This window comes from Tolypothrix sp. PCC 7601, assembly GCF_025677855.1.
Classification (GTDB): Bacteria; Cyanobacteriota; Cyanobacteriia; order Cyanobacteriales; family Nostocaceae; genus Aulosira; species Aulosira diplosiphon.
Map to the genome: position 1 here is coordinate 164860 of NZ_CP064879.1, position 17104 is coordinate 181963.

The 17104-nt window shown below is 41.2% G+C and carries 19 protein-coding genes; 11 read left to right on the forward strand and 8 right to left on the reverse strand.

The features are described 5' to 3' along the window. Positions 1-22 precede the first annotated feature (22 nt). Both HG267_RS00665 and HG267_RS00670 read left to right on the forward strand, forming a co-directional pair. Entirely contained in the window at positions 23-409 is a 387-nt protein-coding gene (locus HG267_RS00665; protein ID WP_045867451.1) for a hypothetical protein, read from the forward strand. 30 nt (positions 410-439) lie between these two features. Then, complete coding sequence (locus HG267_RS00670; protein WP_045867450.1) at positions 440-1534, forward strand: AAA family ATPase; 1095 nt, start codon at positions 440-442, stop codon at positions 1532-1534. A 27-nt stretch (positions 1535-1561) separates the two neighbouring features. On the opposite strand, the gene HG267_RS00675 is transcribed toward HG267_RS00670, so the two are convergent. Together HG267_RS00675 and HG267_RS00680 are read right to left on the reverse strand one after the other, a co-directional pair. Continuing rightward, entirely contained in the window at positions 1562-1669 is a 108-nt protein-coding gene (locus tag HG267_RS00675; RefSeq protein ID WP_081583920.1) for a type II toxin-antitoxin system RelE family toxin, read from the reverse strand. Between the two features lie 291 nt (positions 1670-1960). Continuing rightward, a complete protein-coding gene (locus tag HG267_RS00680; protein ID WP_045867448.1) occupies positions 1961-2200 on the reverse strand; it encodes a hypothetical protein in 240 nt (79 codons plus the stop codon). A gap of 195 nt (positions 2201-2395) precedes the next feature. Between HG267_RS00680 and HG267_RS00685 the strand changes: the two genes are divergently transcribed. Further along, positions 2396-3745: an FAD-binding oxidoreductase gene (locus HG267_RS00685; RefSeq protein ID WP_045867447.1), complete on the forward strand. Its 1350-nt coding sequence runs from the start codon at positions 2396-2398 to the stop codon at positions 3743-3745. A 142-nt stretch (positions 3746-3887) separates the two neighbouring features. On the opposite strand, the gene HG267_RS00690 is transcribed toward HG267_RS00685, so the two are convergent. Continuing rightward, on the reverse strand, positions 3888-5366 hold the full coding sequence (locus HG267_RS00690; protein WP_045868770.1) for a site-2 protease family protein: 1479 nt from the start codon (positions 5364-5366) through the stop codon (positions 3888-3890). Between the two features lie 195 nt (positions 5367-5561). On the opposite strand from HG267_RS00690, the gene HG267_RS00695 reads away from it, so the two are divergent. Continuing rightward, positions 5562-6275: an MBL fold metallo-hydrolase gene (locus tag HG267_RS00695; RefSeq protein WP_045867446.1), complete on the forward strand. Its 714-nt coding sequence runs from the start codon at positions 5562-5564 to the stop codon at positions 6273-6275. 137 nt (positions 6276-6412) lie between these two features. On the opposite strand, the gene HG267_RS00700 is transcribed toward HG267_RS00695, so the two are convergent. Both HG267_RS00700 and ctpA read right to left on the reverse strand, forming a co-directional pair. Further along, positions 6413-7435 carry a transposase gene (locus HG267_RS00700; protein ID WP_081583864.1) on the reverse strand — a complete coding sequence of 341 codons (1023 nt, stop codon included), beginning with the start codon at positions 7433-7435 and terminating at the stop codon, positions 6413-6415. Between the two features lie 188 nt (positions 7436-7623). Then, positions 7624-8880 carry a carboxyl-terminal processing protease CtpA gene (ctpA, locus tag HG267_RS00705; protein ID WP_045867445.1) on the reverse strand — a complete coding sequence of 419 codons (1257 nt, stop codon included), beginning with the start codon at positions 8878-8880 and terminating at the stop codon, positions 7624-7626. Positions 8881-9290: 410 nt separating this feature from the next. On the opposite strand from ctpA, the gene petB reads away from it, so the two are divergent. From petB to HG267_RS00735, 6 genes are all read left to right on the forward strand, one after another. Further along, a complete protein-coding gene (gene petB / locus HG267_RS00710; RefSeq protein ID WP_045867444.1) occupies positions 9291-9938 on the forward strand; it encodes a cytochrome b6 in 648 nt (215 codons plus the stop codon). A gap of 352 nt (positions 9939-10290) precedes the next feature. Next, positions 10291-10773 (forward strand): cytochrome b6-f complex subunit IV, encoded by a 483-nt coding sequence (gene petD / locus HG267_RS00715; protein WP_045867443.1) that lies wholly within the window; start codon positions 10291-10293, stop codon positions 10771-10773. Between the two features lie 327 nt (positions 10774-11100). Continuing rightward, on the forward strand, positions 11101-11544 hold the full coding sequence (locus HG267_RS00720; protein WP_045867442.1) for an ATP-binding protein: 444 nt from the start codon (positions 11101-11103) through the stop codon (positions 11542-11544). 267 nt (positions 11545-11811) lie between these two features. Continuing rightward, positions 11812-12954 carry a glycosyltransferase gene (locus tag HG267_RS00725; RefSeq protein ID WP_194007908.1) on the forward strand — a complete coding sequence of 381 codons (1143 nt, stop codon included), beginning with the start codon at positions 11812-11814 and terminating at the stop codon, positions 12952-12954. A 168-nt stretch (positions 12955-13122) separates the two neighbouring features. Further along, a complete protein-coding gene (locus HG267_RS00730; protein WP_045867440.1) occupies positions 13123-13491 on the forward strand; it encodes a hypothetical protein in 369 nt (122 codons plus the stop codon). Positions 13492-13678: 187 nt separating this feature from the next. After that, positions 13679-13894 (forward strand): hypothetical protein, encoded by a 216-nt coding sequence (locus HG267_RS00735; RefSeq protein WP_155538895.1) that lies wholly within the window; start codon positions 13679-13681, stop codon positions 13892-13894. 133 nt (positions 13895-14027) lie between these two features. Here HG267_RS00735 and pyrR read toward each other — a convergent pair whose 3' ends face one another. From pyrR to HG267_RS00750, 3 genes are all read right to left on the reverse strand, one after another. Continuing rightward, positions 14028-14570 (reverse strand): bifunctional pyr operon transcriptional regulator/uracil phosphoribosyltransferase PyrR, encoded by a 543-nt coding sequence (gene pyrR / locus HG267_RS00740; protein ID WP_194007909.1) that lies wholly within the window; start codon positions 14568-14570, stop codon positions 14028-14030. 145 nt (positions 14571-14715) lie between these two features. Beyond that, positions 14716-15687, reverse strand: coding sequence for an adenosylcobinamide-phosphate synthase CbiB (gene cbiB / locus HG267_RS00745; protein WP_045867439.1), 972 nt, complete (start codon positions 15685-15687; stop codon positions 14716-14718). Between the two features lie 115 nt (positions 15688-15802). After that, complete coding sequence (locus tag HG267_RS00750) at positions 15803-16246, reverse strand: Rrf2 family transcriptional regulator (protein ID WP_045867438.1); 444 nt, start codon at positions 16244-16246, stop codon at positions 15803-15805. Positions 16247-16650: 404 nt separating this feature from the next. Here HG267_RS00750 and HG267_RS00755 point away from each other — a divergent pair, with 404 nt between their 5' ends. Continuing rightward, complete coding sequence (locus HG267_RS00755) at positions 16651-17064, forward strand: AbrB family transcriptional regulator (RefSeq protein ID WP_045867437.1); 414 nt, start codon at positions 16651-16653, stop codon at positions 17062-17064. The last annotated feature ends 40 nt before the right edge of the window (positions 17065-17104 follow it).

The following is a 17104-nucleotide window of genomic DNA, read 5'->3' on the forward strand; positions in this document are numbered from 1 at the left end:
ACAAAATACTCAAAGCCCAGAAATGAAAAGGAATTACATTATTCAATTACTAGAGCAGTTAAGTATTAATTACCGCAATACTAAACAAGAACGCCAAGAAATTGCTGCTTTCTATGCTAGCTCTGAAGAAGAATTTACACTTTTAGAAGAAATCGAACTATTAACAGTAGATATCAGAGGTTACGCCAGTCAAATCCAAGCGCGAGGTCGAATTGAAAATACACAACAGGCTATGGATAAATTGCAAAATATGCGAATATTTGATATTTCAGTGATTGCTCAGTTTTATTTTGCTAATCTTCAAGCATACAGACAAATTAAAGCCTATTTGCAAATGTTAGATTACCTGCGCTTATTGATTATTGAGTATCTGCAACTAAACCAACAATCACAACCGAAAGTTGTTTAGGTTATATTGATCAGCTACACCATAATAATTATGAACTCACCACCCAAACCACCCAATACAATCAATTCCAGAGGACATCCCACAGAGTTTGAGCCAATTATTCAAGCCAAAAGCCATAATTTTATCGGTCGTGAATTTGTATTTACGGCGATTCATGAATTTCTTCACCGTTATCGCCAGGGTTACTTCACCATCACAGGCCCACCCGGTAGCGGTAAAAGTGCAATTCTCGCCAAATATGCCACAGATAATCCTCATGTTGTCTATTACAACGTTGAACTTGAGGGTAAAAATCGCGCTGAGGAATTTATTAGCAATATTTGCACCCAACTGATAGAGATTTTTGCTATTGATAACTTACCTGTAGAGACTTTCAACATCACATCTCTACATCAGTTAATTCAGCAAATCAGCGATGAGTTAGAACCTCAGCAAAAACTCATCATTACTATTGATGGATTAGACCGCATTGACCGCAATAGTCAATCTCCTGGTACAAATTTATTTTATCTTCCCCGCTATCTCCCAGATGGGGTTTATTTCCTCCTCACCCGCCGACCTTTTTTGAGAGAGAAATCGGGTTTATTAATTGAAACACCATCCCATATTCTTAATTTAGCAGACCACTCAGAATCAAATCAGCAAGATATCCAAACATATATTCAACAATATTTAAATCATGAAGACATAAAACCTTGGCGAAATCATCATCAAATCAACGAGCAAGAATTCTGCACCAGCCTTGCTGCTAAATCAGAAAATAATTTTATGTATATCAGCCAAATTTTAGCTGCTATCTCTGAGGGTTTCTATCCAGAATCTTGGCAATACAATCAAATCCCGCCTGGTTTAGAAGCATATTATCAACAGCATTGGCAAAAAATGAAGGCTGCAAATCAAGATGAGGAATTTAGCCAATCTGTGTTGAAAGTTTTAGTTCAGCAACAGCAGCCCATCTCTGTAGAAGCAATTGCCGAAATTCTCAATGCAGATGAATTTGATATAGAGGAAGTGTTAGAAAATTGGTTTGAGTTTTTAACCCATCAGCAAATATCAGGTGCAGAATATTACAGCTTTTATCATACAAATTTCTGTAAATGGTTAGCCAATAAACTGGAAACTTAAAATTAATTTTTAAATTCTTATTTCTGATCAGCTTTCATCTTTATATACGTTGCGGCGATGTCCAATTTCCACAACAGTTACCAATAAAACATCATCATAAATTTCGTAGATAATGCGGTAATCACCTACTCTAATTCGATATCAATACTGCTCGGTTAAGGATTTTCAACTTTTAATTTGGTTGGGGGAAAAGGTGAAAGGGTAAGGGTTAAAGGTTTTTTATTGCCCCTTTTCCCCTTCCCCTTTTCCCCTTAACCGACAAGTATTGAATTCGATATGAATTATCTGCGCCTTTTAATTTCTTCACTCCGTTAGGGCGTGGTTCTATTGCCAAGCTATCTATTTTTATCTGTATCCGGTCTTGCAATTCAGGAGATAGTTTCAGGAACGCTTTTCTCGCACTCTTGGTAAATTTAACTTCGTAAATCACGCTACATTCTTGTTCCTTTCATTAGCGATTTCCTGTTTAATCTCCTCCCATGCGATCAAACTATTATTTTCCACGTCACTTTTAGCAGCATGATAGGCTTTTAAATCATTTTCGTCTTCTTCATCCTCAATTTTTTGTAGTAGTACATAAATTTCATCTAAGGTACTGTCATAAGCTTGATTTAACAGTACATTAATTTCTTTGATTAACTGTTCGCGTTCTTGTTCGGTCTTCATTTTTCTACATCTTCTCAACTGAACTCCTGAATTTAATTTTAAATTAGCCCTCAATCATCTTCGCGCCTACCTAGCGAGAACCCGCTTTGCGTCTTTGCAACGGACACTTTGCTCAAGTCGGGAAACCCGCCCACGCAAGTGTCCTCTTCTTTGCGTGAGAATAAAAGTAAATTTGCTACTTTAAAGAAAATACTAATGACAACTCTCAATTTAGATACCCTAACTGCGGCTTTTGCAGATATCGAAACTATCACCGACCCCGCCCAAGTCGCCAAATTATCCCAGGACTATCACACCTTTAGCCCCGTTCTTGTCCCCAAATTAGCCGGAAAAGTCGGTGATATCGTCGTCCGTCCCGCCAACGAAGCCGAAGTGATTAAGGTGGCTGCAACCTGCGCCAAACACCGCATCCCTGTAACCGTCCGGGGTGCAGGTACAGGAAATTACGGCCAATGCGTACCGATGCATGGCGGTGTAATTCTCGATATGACCAAAATGCACGAAATCCTCTGGGTAAAACCAGCAGTAGCGCGGGTAGAAGCTGGGGTGAAATTGGCAGCTTTAGATAAAAAAGCGCGAGAAATTGGCTGGGAAATGCGAATGGCTCCCTCAACCTACCGTACAGCCACCATTGGCGGCTTTATTGCTGGGGGAAGTGGGGGAATTGGCTCAATTCAATATGGATTATTAGGCGATCGCGGTAATCTTTTAGGTCTGCGAGTGGTAACTTTAGAAGATGAACCCCGTATCATCGAATTACGCGGCAATGATGTGCAAAAGGTAAATCATGCTTGGGGTATTAATGGCATCATCACCCAATTAGAACTTCCCTTAGCCCCAGCTTATCCTTGGGCGGAAGTAATTGTTACCTTTGATGACTTCATGACAGCAGCGAAGTTTGGCTATGCCCTGGGGATTGCTGATGGCATGATGAAGAAATTAATTAGTATATTTGCATCACCTATTCCCCAATATTTCCATGCTTTACATGAATACATTCCCCAAGGTAAGCACCCGGCATTTTTAATGGTTGCTGAACCGAGTTTAGAATTTTTACCAGGATTAGTCCAACAATATGGCGGAGAAATTACTTATCAAAAACCCGCGCAAGATGCAGCTAAAGGCACTCATTTAGCCGAATTTACTTGGAACCACACAACATTACACGCCCGCACTGTAGATACTTCAATTACCTATTTACAAAGTATCTTTCCACCCGATACGAGTTTGCAATTAGTTGAGCATATGTATCATCATTTTGGTGATGAAGTGATGATGCATTTAGAATTTTTCCGCGTCAGAGGTGCTGTGATTGCTGGTGCTTTACAACTTGTTCGTTACACCACAGAAGAACGTCTTAATGAAATTATCCGCTACCACGAAGCGCAGGGTGTAATGATTGCCAATCCTCACACATATATTATTGAAGATGGCGGCAGAAAAGTCATTGACCCCGAACAGCTAAAATTTAAAGAAATGGTTGACCCCTATGGATTAATGAATCCTGGTAAAAGCAAAGTTTTGGAATTTCATAGTAATTCGTAATTCGTAATTACAAAATTTGAAAAATATAGTTTAGAAGTTTACTGAATTTGGCAATATTTAGAACCCCGGCTTCTTGAAGAAGCCGGGGTTATGAGCAGCGAATTTTGCAAATATGTTTGCTTAATTAAGCATTATTCCACTCTTAAATCTGCAACAAATTCGCCATTAATTGGGGGAGTGGCAAGACAATTATGACTAACAAAGCCATTGATATTAAACCTAATATGTCACGCCCATTATCTAGGTCGGTGACATCATTAAGTGCAGGTTCATCAATTAAGGGGATGAGCCATAAAATAATTGCCCAGAATAAATATTCAGATTGGATTAAAGACAGCAGTAACAACAATAAACGAGCTGTTTGACCAATTGCGATCGCAGTTCTTTGCCCAAAAATAGCATGAACAATATGACCACCATCTAACTGTCCAACTGGCATCAAATTTAAGGCGGTGACAATTAACCCTAAAAAGCCTGCGACTGCAACAGGATGTAAGTCAATTGCTGATTGTGCGTTTAAGGCATTTCCTAGTGCTAATTTCGACAGTAGCGCTAATAAAATGGAGTATTTGGGATTGAGGGCATCAGGATTTAAGATACTGGTTTTTTCCGTGAGAGGAACTATCTCAGAATGTGCTAAACCCCAAATTAATATTGGTAAGGTGGCAATAAAACCCGCAATTGGGCCTGCAATACTGACATCAAATAAAGCTTTGCGATTAGGTATAGGACTCCGCATCTGAATAAATGCGCCAAATGTGCCTAAGAAAAAAGGCACAGGAATAAAATAAGGCAGTGTGGAGCGGATTTTGTAATACCTAGCTGTTAGATAATGTCCTAGTTCATGGATGCCCAAAATTGTCATTAATGCAAAAGCATAAGGCAATCCCTGAAGAAACATATTAGGGTCAGCTTGTAGCGCTTTTACATCTACACCAGCAATTCTTGTCCCTATTAAGGTAGTAGTAACCAAGGTAGCTACTAAAAGCAACAATGCTAATCCTGGGCGCGTTATTTGTTCGCCCTTAGCAGAATTTACAGATTTAGCCGCCTGAGTATTGGGAACCAAGACAAAGAAAGGTTTGCTATTTATCCCTTCTTGGAATATCAACAAAAAGCGATCGCCAAATTGGGCTTCGATATTAGACTTAATTTGTTGGTAGGCTTGGCTTGGTGTCGTTCGCAATTGACCCCTACAGATGACAGCTTGGGGTCGGTATTCAATGTTTTGAATGTAGTAAGTAGACCAGGGAAAACAATTTCGCAGCTGGGTTTCTTCCGTTGGCTCGATGGGACGCACTTTTGCAGGTTCTGCGGTAGGATTAATAACCGATTGTGATTCAATGGCTTGGGGTTCCGTCTGTTTATCTATAGGTGTTCGCCGTCCCCATTGAAATAACAGCCAGTATAACAGAACGCAGATGATCGATGACCAGAGAATCAGTGATGAGGGTGGCGCTTGTTTCGTACCATACATTAGCGTCCATCCGGTCAACAAAAATGCTGGTGTCATTAAAACCAACCATAATAACCAGACAGGTGTCCGGGTGCTATGGGCGACGACACGCTGCACCATCAGATAAGTAGCTAGTCCCAGTAGAAGGAGAAACCAAAATGTCATTTGCTCTTCAGTGATTTTGAAAAAACGTCCCACCTGTAGCGTTAGCACCACAGCCTTCACTACTAGCCAGACTATAAAAACCCCTATTTTTTCTTCAACGGTTAACAGCAATTGTTCACTCTTAAGCTGCTGGCTTCAAGATGTTGAACTCTGTAACCAAATGATTAGACAACTCCTCAATTTCGGTTTTTTCTTATGTGCCCCTTACCCCAACAGCCAAATCATACAGTTAAGCCACCAAGGGCTGTGCTCTCTGACGAAGTTCTACTCGGAGGAAACCTCCGCTCGGACTTCGCGCAAAATATTTTTGCATTTCCGCCCAATCGGGACACATTAGGGGGAACCTCTTATTTTATTGTAAGAAATGAAAGTAATATCCTGATTGATTGTCCTGCTTTCGAGCCAACAAATTTAGATTTCTTGCGATCGCATGGCGGCGTACGTTGGCTAGTCATCACCCACCGTGGTGCTATTGGGAAGACAGCAGAAATCCAGCAAGCTTTAGGCTGCGAGGTTGTCATTCAAGAGCAAGAAGCTTATTTATTACCAGGATTAACCGTCACCAGCTTTGGGCGGGAACTAACGTTAGATGCAACCGCCCAAGTAATTTGGACACCAGGCCATTCTCCTGGCTCATCTTGCCTTTACTACAATCAATTCGGTGGAGTCTTATTTTCCGGTCGTCACATAGTTCCCAATCTCAAGGGTGAGCCAGTATTATTACGGACAGCCAAAACCTTTCACTGGCCAAGGCAAATTAAAAGTCTTCAAAATTTATTAGAACGCTTGACACCAGAAACCCTACAGTACATCTGCCCTGGCGCGAATATTGGTTTCTTGAGAGGCAAAGGTGCGATCGCTCAAGCTTATCAGAGTCTTGCGGCTTTGGATTTAGGGACTGGGGATTAGGGACTGGGGATTAGGGACTGGGGATTGGGGACTGGGGATTGGGTATGAGGGGGAAAAGGGGAAAGGGGAAAAGGAAAAAAAGGGAAATTATTATTACCTAGGACTTACGCATTGACAAAAAATATTATTGATGTGTACTAGGCAGCACAAGTATTGGTGAGATTGTCCACAATATAATCACGCACAACTAAAGTAAACAAGTTTCTTTGTAATTCATACCAATTAGAAATGATGTTTTCAGACCGCATTAGCTCTAAACGAACAAATGCTTGAAGTGAGCAAAATATGTGTGTTTTAATTGCATGGCTATCTCTAACCCTTACGGGTTCGCCAGTTGCTTCAAGTCGGGAGACCCGCCCAACGCACTGGCTCACCATAAATCGACAAATTCCACATACTTGTTTTATTGCTCTGTGAAAACTTTCTATTCCCCAATGAGTATCATGAATTGTCACAAATTCACTGCGAGTTATTTGCTGAAGAGCTTCAGCATCTGGTAGATACAATATATAATGTCTAGAGTCTTCTTTTTTGAAGACTTTCCTAAACAATTTGATAAATCCAAATTCTCTCAGATGAGTTACCAACCCTTCATCAGGAATCTCTAAACCACTTACTTGGCAATACTTTCCTGGTTCATTAGAGACAGTTCTATTTTTCTCAACCCCAAATAGAAAACCCAATTTCTGGTTTCTTAAAAATTTTAAGTTTTCTACTCCTGAGTACCAACTATCTCCTGTTACTAGCCTTGGTTTTACACCCCAATCAATTACTTCAATTAGCATCTCTTGGAAATAATCGTTCTTCGTTTTCCCCTCCTTTTTATCGTATATTCTGTAATTTATTGGTACTGAGCTTCCATGTATGTCGCTGTAATACAGCGTAATTAAATTTATCCCTTTGATACTTTTATGATATTTACCTGACCAAAAATAACCGATTAATTCTGCATATTTTGGATTACTGTACAGTTTTTCTATGACTGTGTCGTCTACACTTAAAATCCCTCCTGTCAAGTTAATAATAGTCTTTACCGTACTGAACAAATCATAGGGAGCGTATCTCTCCCTCAACAAAAAACGGTTCACACTATCATGTGAAACATTCCCCAATATTTCTGCTAACCTACTGCATCCTCCATGCTTCGGTTCCGATAACAAAAATAGAGTGTAATGTTCCAGATTGCATTGTGCTGTTGAGAGTTTACTGATTTCTCTGATTGTCCGATACCTATTTGTAGACAACACTTTTTTCTTAACGCATTATTTTATCATTCTGTCAATGCGTTAGTCCTATTACCCATTACCCATGCCCCATGCCCCATACCCCATGCCCCATGCCCCATGCCCTATTCCCTATTCCCCATCCCCACAACTACAGGATTATTCGTCAACAATTCTACTGCTGCTTGATATTGTGGATCGGCTTCTGTGCCAATTTGGTCGCGGGTAATTGTGTCTAAGGGAATGACTTTGTCTGGTTTTATACCTAATTTATTAATATCTCGATGTTGGGGGGTTTCGTACTTCGCGATTGTGACTGCCAAGCCGGAACCATCGGATAACTCAAACAAGGATTGAATTAAGCCTTTACCAAAGGTGGTTTCGCCAACTAATGTGGCACGACCGTTATCTTGGAGCGCGCCGGCGAGGATTTCGCTGGCACTGGCAGTTCCTTGATTGACTAGAATAACTAATGGGTCTGATGTGAGTGCGGGGCCAAATGCCTCAAAACTGCCTTGGATGCCTTGGCGATTGACGGTGTAGACGATGGTGCCAGAGTCTAACCACAGGCGGGCAATTTCAATTCCCGCTTGCAGTAGCCCACCGGGATTATTGCGTAAATCGAGAATGTAGGCAGCCGCGCCCTTTTTTTCTAAACTATTAATGGCGTGTGCCAGTTCCATTGAGGCATTGGCATTAAACTGATTCAGACGTAAATAGCCAATGGGCGTACCTTGTGGGGTAACGCGCAAGTCTGAGATTACAGGATTTAAAGCAATGCGATCGCGCACTACCCTAATTTCCTGCTCTTGTGTCCCGTCTCGCTCGATTAATAATGTCACGAGGCTGCCAATCGGCCCGCGCATTTTCGCTGCGGCTTCGTCCAATGTAAGATTTTCTGTAGAAATGCCTTCGATTTTAATAATGCGATCGCGTGGCTGAATTCCCGCTTTATCTGCCGGCGAACCCGCGATTGGTGCTACCACTTCCAACTTCCCAGTTTTGGGGTCTAAGGCAATTTGCAAGCCCACCCCTGTAAGTTCTCCAGAAGTATTGACCTGTAAACTACGATACTGTTCTGGGTCTAAAAAGCGGGTAAAGGGGTCGTCCAAGCTTTTGAGCATATTCTGAACTGCTGCATAAGCTGCTTCCTGATTTTTTAGCGGTTTCTCCAAAGCTTTTTGCCGCACCGTCGCCCAATTTTGATGATTAAACGTTTCATCTAAATAATTACGATTGACAATTCGCCAAACTTCCGATATTAATTTTTGTTCCTCAGTTAAAGCCCCAGCTGGTTGGATAAATGTGCCTAGTGCCAACCAAACTGCCATTAGCAATGATAATCCGCGTCGCCAAATCTTTTTGTCCATGAACAAGCCCATGTTGAATTCCACCTCAACCCAAATTGCCTAGAACTGCCCAGTTGCTTTGTTTTTGATGAAATCTATCTCTCGATTATGTTACTTTTTTTATAGAAGTGGTGCATTAGTCTTAATCAAGTTGTTAAGTCAGCTGATTAGCGTATATCCCACTCAACACACGATAAGATCTACTTTGTGTCCATAATTTGTCGTGTTGGTTTGCCCCAAAAACGCAATACATCACATGTTTACAGAGTGTTAAGTTTATTAAAAGTCTTATCACTCTGAAGCCTTAAAAGCAAACGACTAAAATCCTCTTTGCTAAAATCCCAAAATTGTTAATTGGGAGAGAAGTCTGAGCGGAGGCTTCCTCCGCTTAGAACTTCGTAGATTGATCAACCGCAACCGATTTTTTAGGAACTTGAGATTGTATGGCCAACGTTTACGACTGGTTTGAGGAACGCTTGGAAATTCAAGCACTCGCTGATGATGTCACAAGCAAGTACGTTCCTCCCCATGTCAACATCTTCTACTGCTTAGGTGGCATTACCCTGGTTTGCTTTCTCATCCAGTTTGCGACTGGATTTGCCATGACGTTCTACTACAAGCCAACTGTAGCTGAGGCTTATTCCTCAGTGCAGTACATCATGACAGAAGTAAACTTCGGCTGGCTAATTCGCTCCATTCACCGCTGGTCTGCCAGCATGATGGTGTTGATGATGATTTTGCACGTCTTTCGGGTTTACCTGACTGGTGGTTTCAAAAAGCCCCGCGAATTAACCTGGGTAAGTGGTGTGATCCTAGCCGTAATCACAGTTTCTTTTGGCGTGACAGGCTACTCACTACCTTGGGATCAAGTGGGATACTGGGCTGTGAAAATCGTGAGCGGCGTTCCCGAAGCAATTCCTGTAGTTGGTGTGCTGATTTCTGACTTGCTACGTGGTGGTTCTAGCGTCGGCCAAGCGACCCTGACCCGCTACTACAGCGCCCACACATTCGTTCTGCCGTGGTTGATTGCGGTCTTCATGCTGTTCCACTTCTTGATGATCCGCAAACAAGGCATTTCTGGGCCCTTGTAATTTCAGCCAAAACGCTAACAGCTAAACTGCATTCAGTTTCAAAATGGGGAAAGGGGTAATGGGTAATGGGTAATTGGTCATGGAAGCTCAGATTTTGACTCATAACTCAGGACTCAGTAATTGAAGCTATTACTTAAACCTCAACCTTGAATCCTTACCCTATCCCCTACCCCACAGCTTTCAAGCTAGAGTTGTTTGTTTTAAACTGATGAACAAGAACAACAAAAACTTGATATCAGAAGCTGAAAGCTGTAAAACCCTACTGGCATCTGGCTGCTGTTGAGGTTTACCTGATAGCTCAAGGCTTTTACCAATGCTTTAACTCAACTTAAGCAGGAGAGCATATTTAAAAATGTCAACACAGAAAAAACCCGATCTGAGCGATCCTATCCTCAGAGCCAAACTCGCCAAAGGCATGGGCCATAACTACTATGGTGAACCAGCTTGGCCTAATGACCTACTTTACGTCTTTCCCATCGTTATCATGGGATCTTTCGCTTGTATTGTGGCTCTAGCAGTACTAGATCCAGCAATGAACGGTGAACCAGCGAATCCTTTTGCGACACCATTGGAAATTTTACCTGAGTGGTACTTATACCCTGTATTCCAAATTTTGCGATCGCTTCCTAACAAACTGTTAGGAGTATTAGCAATGGCTTCAGTACCCCTAGGACTTATCCTCGTTCCTTTTATCGAGAGCGTCAATAAGTTCCAAAATCCCTTCCGTCGTCCAGTTGCAACCACAGTTTTCCTATTTGGAACACTTGTAACTCTGTGGCTAGGTATTGGTGCTGCTTTACCATTAGATAAATCCTTGACCTTAGGATTGTTCTAATTCAGTCAGAAAAAACAGTACTCTTTGATGAGTGCTGAGTCATGGGTAATGAATTTTGAGTAATGAGTTTTGATAAACTAGGTACTTAGTACTTAGGAAGACTTAAGTCGTGAGCTATTACTCAGCATTCAGCACTCAGCGAGAAGTTAGAGATAAGGTTTCCTTAAATCTGCACTTCTATGACTCAGCACTTTTCCTCATCCAGGTTGCATCGTGGATATTTAGTTTTGGACTTAATAGCTATTCCAAAATCAGAAATCTCACAAATACCATAAAGAGACGCATTTGTTACCTACCGATCACTTACTTATATTTAAGTCAAGGTCAATGCTTAGCACCATGCAGCAAGACCATCTGACGGTGAAGAGCGATCTCAAGCTCCTCAACCACGTGCAACAATGGTTTGAGAAATTTTGTCGGCAACATTTGTATCAACTTGGCTGGTCAGAAACTCAGCTTTATCGCCTGAACTTAGCATTAGCAGAAGGCTTCACTAACGCAGTGCGTCATGCTCATTCTGCTTTACCACCAGAAACAGGCATAGATATTGAAGTCAGCTTGTGGATTGACAGATTGGAAATGAGAATTTGGGATTATGGCAAACCTTTTAATCCCGATGCGATCGCCGAGCCAGAGCCAGGTACTCTTCAAGTAGGAGGATACGGATGGTTCCTTCTGAGACGCTTGGCTGACCGTGTTGTCTACGAACGCGCTACAGAAAACAGAAATTGTTTGCTGATCGTTAAATATTCTCTAGATGGTCAGCATTAAAGAATTCTTAATTAATAATTTGTCATTGCCATCTAGTACAAATTATTAATTAATGGGAATTTGACAAGCTAGAACAACAAACGTGAAAATCCAGCCAAAGCACCCTGAATGTAAATTTCAGGGTGCATAATTTTAGCAACTTAACAGAATATGCCCAAAAACACCTCTGTGCTTGGAATTTATGCTTTCCTGTGAGGTTTAACCTAAACAAATGTGGTATATGTTACAACTGGATGAGCCATAAACATACGTAATTGCACAGGTACAGTGGGCGAAAATCTTAATTTAACTCATAAATTTCCCCAAAAAACCAACCATGTATTCGTGTTCTTAGAAATTTTTGTACACGAAGGTGGGATTCAGTCCTATGTCAAGGATATTTTTCACGCCTATCAGAGATTGAGTCCAGGCTACAAAGCAGAAGTATTTGTACTGCGAGATAGGCCAAATGTCTCAAATCTCTGGGAATCGGAAAATTTAAAATTTTATGGTTTTCAAAGTAACTCTCCCCAATTCGGCAGATTGAAAATGACAGCTGCCTTGCTGAAGTGTTTATTATTACATCGTCCCCAGCATGTTTTTTGTGGTCACATCCTGTTAACAAAACTGATACAAACTCTTTGCCAACCTTTAGGAATTCCTTACACTGTCCTCACTTACGGTAAAGAAGTTTGGGAACCGCTTAATAGTAAGGAACGTCACGCACTCACATCGGCATCAGGGATTTGGACAATTAGCCGTTACAGTCGCGATCGCAGCTGTGCGGCTAATTTTATCGACCCTAATATAGTAAAAATACTGCCTTGTGCAATTGATGGGAATAAATTTACACCAGGTGAAAAGCAACCAGAACTGATTGCCAAGTATGGTTTAAATGATGCCAGAGTGTTAATGACTGTAGCGCGGCTATGGTCGGGCGATATTTACAAAGGCGTTGATGTCACAATTCGCGCCTTACCGCAAATCCTTGAGGTGTTCCCAGAAGTTAAATATTTAGTCATTGGGCGTGGCGACGATCAACCAAGATTAGCGCAACTTGCACAAGATTTAGGTGTCAGCGATCGCGTAATTTTTGCAGGTTTCGTTCCCACAGAAGAACTAATAGCACATTACCGCCTGGCTAATGCCTACATTATGCCTTCCCAAGAAGGCTTTGGCATTGTTTATTTAGAAGCAATGGCTTGTGGTGTACCCGTACTATCTGGCGATGATGATGGTTCAGCAGACCCCTTACAGGATGGACAACTCGGCTGGCGAGTTCCCCACCGCGATCCCAATGCTGTAGCCGCAGCTTGTATAGAAATACTCACAGGCCATGACCAACGTTGTGATGGCGATTGGCTACGACAACAAGCGATCGCACTTTTTGGGATGAATGCTTTGCAAAAGCGGTTACAAGAGTTAATTTAATGGGAATGGGGCATGGGGCATTGGGCATAGTAATGAGTAATTGGTAATTGGGTGTTTGGGGTTTGTCATTAATTATTTCTCCCCAGCTTCCTCATCCCCCTCATCCGCCTCATCATCCTCATCCCCAAACTCGCTATCCTAGAAATAGAGCAACATGACATTTTAAAAATGAGCCTTAAATCTTTTCCTTTGCTTGAAAATCTTCGCCCTTGGCTCACTGTGTTAGCAGTTACTTGGTTGCTAGCATCCTTAGGCCTGGGTTGGTTGGTTAATTCGATACTGTTTATTGTTGGGTTGTTGCTATTGGCACCCGTAATTGCATTCTTTGGGTTTCGCTGGTGGCTACAACGTAACTTGGTTGTTGATCAATGTCCTGTATGTCGATATGAATTTACAGGTTTAAATAACAGCCAGTTACAATGTCCTAACTGTGGAGAGCAGTTGTTAGTGCAAAGTGGTCATTTTCGTAGGTTTACCCCTGATGGCACAATTGATGTCACAGCGGTGGAAGTTCCAGCAAAATCAATTGAAGATTAAGCTGTTGTTGATTGAGTGTATTTTGTCGTAGAGTTTTTTAACGCAGAGTCACACAAAGTCAGCGCCAAGGGACGCAGAGTGTTTTCAAAGGTCATTCACTACCAAGCACAGAGAAAGAAAAGTTAAACGTTGAGAAATTGGTAGTTCATCTGGATGAGAAAAGCTACATATCATCCATTACCACAATTTGAAAGCGTCTGTCGTCCCTAATGTTATCGAAATCACAGTCATTTTTTGCCATTTCTCAACACCATTGGCGAATTGTTGTAAGTTTTCAATTGCTAAATCCGCATTTGCTATTCAGCCATCACAACAGACTTTGCCATACCAGATGTGGTTATCTGGTGTAATCAGCAATGCTTGGTTGCACGATGCGATCGCATCGTGGTATCGGTGTAATTAAGTTCTTCAGATACAAATGTGCGTTAGGTAAAGCCTAACGCACCGCCAATCATCTCAAAAATTTTGCATTAACGAAGTGTAGTTAAAGATTGGATAATTTATTGTTTTGCCTTACCTTAACCCTTGACTGATAACTAATTTGCAATTAACTCTACAGCATCTTTTCCATCCGAATCTTGGAAATAAACTTTGACAATCTCCTCTTTAGCAGTAGGTAGCTGCTTACCAATAAAATCTGGGTGGATGGGAACTTCACGATGGCCCCTATCTACCAAAACAGCTAAACGAATTACCTCCGGTCTACCGTACTCATTGACTGCATTTAAAGCAGCACGAATTGTCCTACCTTTAAAAATGACATCATCTACAAGCACAACTGTTTTACCTGTGAGGTCAAAAGGAATATCAGTTTTGGCTGGAGTTCGTAACCCAATTTGGTCAAGATCATCTCGATAAAACGTAATATCCAATGCTCCCACTTCTACAGATACACCTTCCAATGTCTCAATCTGACGTGCCAATAATTCTGCTAAAAATACACCCCTGGTATAAATACCTAAGAGTACTAGCTCAGATAAATCACGCGTCCTCTCCACAATTTGAGAAGCAAGACGATTTACAGTCCGACGAAGTTCTTCTGATGAGAGAATTTCAACTACTTTTACAGACATAACCATAGACCGATACCCCTGAGTAATGCATGATACCAGACATTTGAGGCAAGAGGAGATAATAAGGCAAGGGGGCAGGGAGTAGGGAGCAGGGGGGAAACCACAGATGACAAATGCCCAATGCCCAATGCCCAATGCCCCATATTCATCATTACCTGTTTAGCAGTAGAAAGAATAGAGCGATCGCAACCCCTATCCACAGTAAAAAGCAATATCTAGTTAATTGCAAAGCCGATTCAATACTTTTGGGAGTGATGGGATGAATGTTATCTCCCAGCAATGGTTTGTGTTTAGCTACGCCGTGATACCAATTTGTCCCGCCTACCTGTACGCCTAAAATTGCTGCATAGGCGCATTCACTCCAGCCAGAATTGGGACTTGGATCGATAATTGCATCTCGGCTACAAATCCGCCAAACATATAAAGGTTTCCCTGATAATAACGCCAATGTGATTACTGTTAAGCGGCAAGGAACCCATGTCAGGTAATCTTCTAACCGCGCACTAAACCAACCTAAATAAGTGTATGGTGCTTCCTTATAGCCCACCATTGAATCTAGAGTACTACTGGCTTTATATGCTAGAGCTAAAGGCACAGATCCTACAAAGGGAATGAATCCTCCCACAATTGCAAAAAATAGCGGAGCCATCACCCCATCAGTAGCATTCTCAGTTACCGTTTCTAGAATGGCGCGCAAAATTTCTGCTTCGGAAAGATTTTTAGTATCGCGGCCAACGTAATTACTTAAAATATCACGAGCCTCTGCTAAATTTCCTCCGGTTAAAGGTTTTAAGACAGTAACAGATGCGGTTCTCAAACTTCTGCCAGCAAAACAACTAGCTAAAAGAATACTTTCTAAAGCAATTGCCAACAGTGGATGCAACCACTTAGCACTTTGAATGATTAACCAGCCAACAAGTCCGCTACCAATTATTAAAAAGATGCAGAGGAAAATTCCCGCAATTCTTTGTGTTAGAGAATCATGACAATATTTCAGAGACAGTTTGGAAAGGTGAGAAATTACCCACCCCATTACTTGCACTGGATGAGGCCAACCCCAAGGATCGCCAATTAGATAATCTAAAAATGCAGCAAAAATCAAGATATAAATGTTGTGAGTCATTGGTCAAGAGTCAAAAGTTGGAGAGACGTGATTAATCGCGTCTCTACTCAAGGGTCAAGCATAAATATTCTGACTCTGGTATTGTGGCTCTGGAATATAGACTTTTGACTGTTGACTAAACTACAAAATTAGCTTCTTCTCCCAAAGAAGCCTGCCAACTCCGAGCATCGTAATAAAGATCAGCTAGGGTAATACTATATAAAGCTTCTTTCAGCTTTTGGTTAAGTCTCTGCCAAAGAGAAAATGTTACCCAATCTTCAGCTTGTGCTGATGTTGGAGTATGGTTAGGCAAATAAGTAATCGTTTCACCTACAGATTCTAAAATTTGTCCTATAGATATTTTGGCAGGCTCTCTTGCCAATTGGTATCCACCAATGCTGCCGCGAATTGATTTTACTAAACCAGCACGACGCATTTCTATTAATAATTTTTCTAGATAAGGAGCAGGAATATCTTGGCGTTTAGCAATGGCTCTTACAGATACAGGCCCATAAGCTGGCTGTAAACTTAAATCGAGCATCGCTTTCACACTATAATGTCCTCTCGTTGTTAGTTTCATGCTGGATTTTTTGATTTGTCAGTTGTCAGTTGTCAGTTGTCAGTTGTTTTTTCATGACCATTGACTAATGACTAATGACTAAGGATCAGTTTTGCTTATCATTCTGTACCCCAATTATCCATATTGACAAGTAGACAAGTTTTTTTTGCGCTACTTTAGAAAACTTAAACAACTATAGTCTACCAGTAATTCAGAAACTATATATATAGTTATCAGTATAGACACCATTCTAGAAAATAAATTGTTTTAGCAATATTTAGAAATCAAGTAACAATTTTGCCTATGAATGTAATATACTTGGCAAGGCTGAAATAAAAACTAAAGGATTCTGTTCCTACTAGCTCAATGTCAGCTAAAATAAAATCGATTCAAACACTTCAAACATTCGTTTTCGACCTAAGTTGATGGCTAAACAGAAAAAAATTGAACCCCTAGTTGGTGAAGATCTGCTCAAAAAAGTTAAAGAGCTAGAGAACGAGAGCAAAGAAGAGAAGGCTAAGAAGTGCGGCTACTATACCGTTACCAAAAATGGTATAGAGCGCGTCAATATGATGAAGTTCTTGAATGCCTTAATTGATGCTGAAGGCATTCAATTAGATAGCTCTCCTAGTGCTAATGGTCGTGGTGGACGTAGCGCCAGCTATAGAATTAGTGTGCAATCAAATGGGAACTTGCTGATAGGTTCCGCCTACACAAAACAAATGAATCTTAAACCAGGCGATGAGTTTCTCATCACTTTAGGTAAAAAGCACATTCGTCTGAGACAGGTAGATCCAGAAGATAGGGAAGACCTGGAAGCTATAGAAGCTACTGCTTAATAATATAGTTAACATCAAGAGTCAAGGAAGAAGGCTGAAG

Coding starts and splice junctions, on each gene's coding strand:
- HG267_RS00685 (WP_045867447.1), top strand. CDS start 2,396: ATGACAACTCTCAATTTAGATACCCTAACTGCGGCTTTTGCAGATATC.
- HG267_RS00690 (WP_045868770.1), bottom strand. CDS start 5,366: ATGACATTTTGGTTTCTCCTTCTACTGGGACTAGCTACTTATCTGATG.
- petD (WP_045867443.1), top strand. CDS start 10,291: ATGTCAACACAGAAAAAACCCGATCTGAGCGATCCTATCCTCAGAGCC.
- HG267_RS00720 (WP_045867442.1), top strand. CDS start 11,101: ATGCTTAGCACCATGCAGCAAGACCATCTGACGGTGAAGAGCGATCTC.
- cbiB (WP_045867439.1), bottom strand. CDS start 15,687: ATGACTCACAACATTTATATCTTGATTTTTGCTGCATTTTTAGATTAT.
- HG267_RS00750 (WP_045867438.1), bottom strand. CDS start 16,246: ATGAAACTAACAACGAGAGGACATTATAGTGTGAAAGCGATGCTCGAT.
- HG267_RS00665 (WP_045867451.1), top strand. CDS start 23: ATGAAAAGGAATTACATTATTCAATTACTAGAGCAGTTAAGTATTAAT.
- HG267_RS00680 (WP_045867448.1), bottom strand. CDS start 2,200: ATGAAGACCGAACAAGAACGCGAACAGTTAATCAAAGAAATTAATGTA.
- HG267_RS00670 (WP_045867450.1), top strand. CDS start 440: ATGAACTCACCACCCAAACCACCCAATACAATCAATTCCAGAGGACAT.
- HG267_RS00755 (WP_045867437.1), top strand. CDS start 16,651: ATGGCTAAACAGAAAAAAATTGAACCCCTAGTTGGTGAAGATCTGCTC.
- pyrR (WP_194007909.1), bottom strand. CDS start 14,570: ATGGTTATGTCTGTAAAAGTAGTTGAAATTCTCTCATCAGAAGAACTT.
- petB (WP_045867444.1), top strand. CDS start 9,291: ATGGCCAACGTTTACGACTGGTTTGAGGAACGCTTGGAAATTCAAGCA.
- HG267_RS00695 (WP_045867446.1), top strand. CDS start 5,562: ATGTGCCCCTTACCCCAACAGCCAAATCATACAGTTAAGCCACCAAGG.
- HG267_RS00730 (WP_045867440.1), top strand. CDS start 13,123: ATGAGCCTTAAATCTTTTCCTTTGCTTGAAAATCTTCGCCCTTGGCTC.
- ctpA (WP_045867445.1), bottom strand. CDS start 8,880: ATGGGCTTGTTCATGGACAAAAAGATTTGGCGACGCGGATTATCATTG.